Source organism: Streptomyces sp. NPDC088194 (genome assembly GCF_040702025.1).
Classification (GTDB): Bacteria; Actinomycetota; Actinomycetes; order Streptomycetales; family Streptomycetaceae; genus Actinacidiphila.
The window spans coordinates 1-5304 of sequence record NZ_JBFBIV010000193.1 but is presented as its reverse complement, the minus strand read 5'-3'; the positions used below and the strand labels follow the sequence as shown (position 1 = coordinate 5304).

Genomic DNA, 5304 nt, shown 5'->3' with positions numbered 1-5304 from the left:
GCTCTACGGCGTGCTCGACCCGAGGATTCGCCTTGACTAGCGCCCTGCGGAGGAGGACCTCCGCCGACACCGGGCCCGTCGCGCGGCCGCGCGGGCCCCCGGGCCGCCCCGCGCCGCCCCGCGCCGGCGGCCGGCGCCGGAGACACCAGCGACCCGGGCGCCCCTGCCCGTGCCGCGGCCCCCGCCGACCCCGGCGACCCGATGGCCGAGCTCGCCGAACTCATCGGCCTCGAACCGGTGAAGCGCCAGGTGCGCACCCAGGTGAACATCATCCGGCTGGCCGAGCAGCGGCGCGCCGTCGGCCTGCCGACCCCGCCGCTCAGCCGCCACCTCGTCTTCTCCGGCCCGCCCGGCACCGGCAAGACCACGGTCGCCCGCCTCTACGGCCGCGTCCTCGCCTCGCTCGGCGTGCTCGCCGACGGCGCCGTCCACGAGGTGGCCCGCAGCGACCTCGTCGGCAAGTACCTCGGGCACACCGGGCCGAAGACCCGTGAGGCGTTCCTGGCGGCCCGTGGCGGCGTGCTGTTCATCGACGAGGCGTACGCCCTGGCGCGCACCTTCGGCGCCAACTCCGACTTCGGCCAGGAGGCGATCGACGAGCTGGTCAAGCTGATGGAGGACCACCGCGACGACGTGGTGGTGATCGCCGCCGGCTACACCGCGGAGATGGGGCAGTTCCTGGCCGCCAACCCCGGGCTGAGCTCGCGCTTCTCGCGCACCATCGAGTTCCCGCCCTACTCCCCGGCCGAGCTGCTGCGCATCGTCGAACTCACCGCCTCCCGAGCCCGGTACGTCCTCGACGACGCCGTGCGACGGCACCTGCTCGCGTACTTCGAGCGGCAGGCCGGCGGGGACACGCCCGGTAACGCCCGTGACGCGCGCAACCTGTTCGAGTCGATGATGGAGAACCAGGCCGAGCGCCTGTCCGCGGTGGGCGCCCCGACCCTCGACGAGCTGACCCACCTGGACCCCGCCGACCTGCCCTGGCGGCCCCCGTCGCAGCAACAGCAGCAGCAGGAGCAGCAGGTGGAGCGGCAGGAGAGCGAGCCCGGCTAGTGGGGGCGGCGGTCCTCCGGCTCACCCCTCGGGCCGCCCGCGCCACTCGCGCCCGGGCCGCCCGGGACCACCGGGCCGAGCACGTCGACGACGAGCTTCGTGTGCTGCTGGTCGAGCCCTTCCACCATCACCAGCGCGCACGCCTTCACCCGGGCCCGGTAGACGCGCCTGACCGGGAGGTCCGTGCGGGGTTCGAGCGGGTAGTCGTTCGGGGCGAAGCTGTTGCCGCCGTTGTCCCCGCGGTGGACGTGCATGTGGTTCATGTACCGGATGCCGGTCGTGACGTCGAGGATCACCGGGTGCCGGAAGGGCTGGTCCCACGCCGGGTACCACCTGCTGCGCTTCTTCTCCGGCCGCGTGTCGGCGAACTCGGTCACCTCGATCTCGTGTCCCGCCGCTATCGGGGCCGGGTAGTTGAGGGTCAGCGTCGCTTCCATGCCGGGCAGCGTATTGCCGCCGGAGGACGGAAGGGGGCCCGCACGCGCGCACGCCGTCCCCGTACCGTGCCGTGCCGTCCGTACCGCGTTGCCCGTGGCGTGGCTCCCTTACCATGCCGCCCGCCCGTACCGTGGCGCCCGTGGCGTGCCCGCAGTCGATAGTGTGCGCGCGTGAACAATGCCTCTGCCATGCCACCCGTCCCGTCCTCCTTCCGGCTGATCGTCACCGGAGGCGGCACCGGTGGACACACGTATCCCGCGCTCACCGCGATCCGTACCCTCCAGGCCCGGCTGGCGGCCGGCGGCGGATCGCTCGACGTCCTGTGGATCGGCACCGAGGAGGGGCTGGAGGCGCGGGTCGCCCCGGCCGAGGGCATCGCGTTCAACACGGTCGTCACCGGCAAGATCCGCCGCTCCAGCAACCCGCTGAAGATGGCGTCGCCGGCCAACATGCGGGACATGGCCCGGGTGCCGCTCGGTGTCGCGCAGGCCCGGAAGATCGTCTCCGGGTTCCGGCCGGACGTGGTGCTCGCCACCGGCGGCTACGTCGCGGTGCCCGCGGGCCTGGCCACGCGCATGTGCAAGCGCCCGCTGGTGCTGCACGAGCAGACGGTGCGGCTGGGCCTGGCCAACCGCAAACTGGCCGGCTCCGCCGCCCGGATCGCGCTGTCCTCCGACTCCTCGCTCGCCCTGCTGCCCGAGCAGTTGCGCCCCCTCGCGGTGGTGACCGGCAACCCGATCCGCCCCGAGGTGCTCTCCGGCCACCCGGACAAGGCGATCGACGCGCTGAACCTGTACGGCTTCGACCGGCGCCTGCCCACGGTGTACGTCACCGGCGGCGCGCAGGGCTCGCAGCAGATCAACGACGTGGTGCGCGACGCGCTGCCCTGGCTGCTGGAGCGGGCGAACGTCATCCACCAGTGCGGCCCGGCCAACGTGGACGACCTGCGCCGCCATGTGGCCTCGCTGCACCCGCAGTTGACGGCCCGCTACCACCTGACGGGTTTCGTCGGCCCCGAACTCCCCGATGTCCTCGCGCTCGCCGACCTCGTGGTCTCCCGCAGCGGCGCCGGCACCCTCGCGGAGCTGACCGCCCTCGGCAAGCCGGCCGTCTTCATCCCGCTCGCCACCTCCGCGGGCAACGAACAGGCGCACAACGCACGGCACTTGGAGGAGTCCGGCGCCGCCGTCGCGCTCATCGGCGAGGTCACCGCCGACCGCCTGCTGGGCGCGGCCGGCCCGCTGCTGACCGACCCCGCGCGCCGCGCCGCGATGGCCGAACGCGCCCGCGCCCACGGCCGCCCCGACGCGGCGGACCGCCTCGTGGACGTGCTGCTCTCCGTCGCGGCGGCGTCCTCGTGACGGCAACGCCGGTAAGGCATATGACGTAAGGCAGACAGCGTAAGGCGTACGACGTACGGGCCCGGGTGCTCCCCGGGCCCTTACGTTTTTCCGGCCCGCGCGCCACCCGCGCCGCGCCGGGGCCGCGTTGATTGCCCGCTGCACGGCTCTTGTCAAAGCCGCGTCACGGCTCCTACGGTGTGGCCGCGAAAGAAAATGCTCGACTCTGTTTCATTACGTTGAATTGTCTGCGCAACAGCCGCCGTCAGCCGGACGATCGGCACAATTGCGCACGCTCCAAGGGCCGACCGGGTCGGTCCTGTTCAGTTCGGTTCATCGACACCGCGAGCAGAGGAACTTCTATGCCAAGATCCGTCCGCAGGCTGATCGCCTGTGCGACCGCCGGCGCGCTGTGGGCCGGTGGCCTCGGTGCCGTGGCCGTGACCGCGGAAGTGGCCGTCGCCGCGGCGCCCGCCTCCGCACTCGACAACGGCCTCGCGCTGACGCCGCCGATGGGCTTCAACGACTGGAACTCCTTCGGCTGCAACGTCAGCGAGCAGCTCATCGAGCAGACCGCCGACTACCTGGTCAGCTCCGGGCTGAAGGACGACGGCTACACCTACGTCAACATCGACGACTGCTGGCAGACGCACACCCGCGACGCCGACGGACGGCTCGTCCCGGACCCGGCGAAGTTCCCCGACGGGATCAAGGGCACCGCCGACTACGTGCACTCCAAGGGCCTCAAGCTCGGCATCTACGAGGACGCCGGCACCGCCACCTGCGCCGGATACCCGGGCAGCCTCGGCCACGAGACCACCGACGCGCAGTCGTTCGCGGACTGGGGCGTGGACTACCTCAAGTACGACAACTGCAACAACCAGAGCGACGGCACCCGCGCCGACTACGTCAAGCGCTACACCGCGATGCGTGACGCGCTCAAGGCGACCGGCCGCCCGATCGTCTACTCGCTGTGCGAGTGGGGCGACCAGAACCCGTGGGAGTGGGCCGGCGACGTCGGCAACTCCTGGCGCACCACGGGCGACATCAACGACTCCTGGTCGAGCATGCTGGGCATCGCCAAGGCGAACATGCCGCTGGGCGCCGACTCGGGACCGGGTCACTGGAACGACCCGGACATGCTGGAGGTCGGCAACGGCGGGATGACCGACACGGAGTACCGCAGCCACTTCTCGCTGTGGTCGATCATGGACTCGCCGCTGCTCATCGGCACCGACCTGCGCAAGGCCACCCCGGAGACGCTGGCGATCCTCGGCAACAAGGACGTCATCGCGCTCAACCAGGACCCGCTGGGCTCGGCGGCCACCGTGGTCTCCTCCAGCGGCGGCGCGTACGTCCTGAGCAAGAAGCTGGCCAACGGCGACCGGGCCGTGGCCCTGTTCAACTCCTCCGACGCCGCCCAGCACATCTCCACCACCGCCAAGGCCGCCGGCCTGCCGCAGCGCGGCAGTTACGCCGTGCGCGACCTGTGGAGCCACACCGACTACGACAGCGCCGGCACCCTGGCCGCGACCGTGCCCGCGCACGGCACCGTGCTGCTGCGGGTGAGCGGCAGCGCCACCGCCGGCGCGGCCGCCCTGCTCGACCCGGCGCTGCTCGACACCGGCGTCTCCCACGCGCCCGACCACATCGAGCCCGGCAAGAGCGCGACGGTCGACAGCTACGCCACCAACCTCGGCGCGCTGCCCGCCACCGGGGTCGGCGTCACCCTCAACGGCCCGGCCGGCTGGACGGTGAAGGCCGCCGGCGCCACCCGCGGCCTGCTGCTGCCCAAGGGCCGTACGTTCAGCACGCCGTGGAAGGTCACCGTGCCGGCCGGGACCAAGCCGGGCTCCTACGCCCTGTCCGGCACGGTCAGTTACGACCAGCCGCTCGGCCGCAAGCAGGTCACCGTGCCCCTGGCGGGCAGCGTCACCGTCGAGGTGCCGCCGCCGTCCGGCACCAGCTACCTCAGCGACCTGGACTGGGTCACCGCCACCAACGGGTGGGGGCCGGTCGAGAAGGACGAGAGCAACGGTGAGACCGCGGCCGGCGACGGCAAACCGATCACCATCGGCGGCACCGTCTTCGCCAAGGGCCTGGGCACCAACGCGCCGAGCACCATCACCTACTACCTCGGCGGCGGCTGCTCCAAGGTCACCGCGACCGTCGGCGTCGACGACGAGAAGAACGGCAAGGGCACCGTCGAGTTCGAGGTGAACGCCGACGGCAAGCAGGTCGCCGACAGCGGAGTGCTGAAGAACTCCGACGGACCCAAGCCGCTCAGCGCCGACGTCACCGGCGCCCAGCAGGTCCAGCTGATCGTCACCGACGGCGGCGACGGCAACGACAGCGACCACGCGGACTGGGCCGACGCCCAGGTCACCTGCTCCTGACCGACCCTCATCACGCCTGTGGCGGGGGCGCGGGGACGCCGCGGCCCCCCCCGGCCGGGACCGGCACGCCCCGC

General features: G+C 72.3%; 4 protein-coding genes. 3 read left to right on the top strand and 1 reads right to left on the bottom strand.

The genetic code is table 11. The annotated features are described in order from the left end of the window. The first annotated feature begins 201 nt into the window (after positions 1–201). Complete coding sequence (locus AB0399_RS40240) at positions 202–1056, top strand: AAA family ATPase (RefSeq protein ID WP_366414664.1); 855 nt, start codon at positions 202–204, stop codon at positions 1054–1056. Here the strand turns inward: AB0399_RS40240 and AB0399_RS40235 are convergent. Further along, on the bottom strand, positions 1053–1493 hold the full coding sequence (locus AB0399_RS40235; RefSeq protein ID WP_366414663.1) for a hypothetical protein: 441 nt from the start codon (positions 1491–1493) through the stop codon (positions 1053–1055). The two genes, AB0399_RS40240 and AB0399_RS40235, sit on opposite strands and share 4 nt — an antisense overlap. A gap of 189 nt (positions 1494–1682) precedes the next feature. Here AB0399_RS40235 and AB0399_RS40230 point away from each other — a divergent pair, with 189 nt between their 5' ends. Then, a complete protein-coding gene (locus AB0399_RS40230) occupies positions 1683–2855 on the top strand; it encodes a UDP-N-acetylglucosamine--N-acetylmuramyl-(pentapeptide) pyrophosphoryl-undecaprenol N-acetylglucosamine transferase (protein ID WP_328473770.1) in 1173 nt (390 codons plus the stop codon). A 341-nt stretch (positions 2856–3196) separates the two neighbouring features. Beyond that, positions 3197–5230 carry an NPCBM/NEW2 domain-containing protein gene (locus AB0399_RS40225; protein WP_366414662.1) on the top strand — a complete coding sequence of 678 codons (2034 nt, stop codon included), beginning with the start codon at positions 3197–3199 and terminating at the stop codon, positions 5228–5230. The last annotated feature ends 74 nt before the right edge of the window (positions 5231–5304 follow it).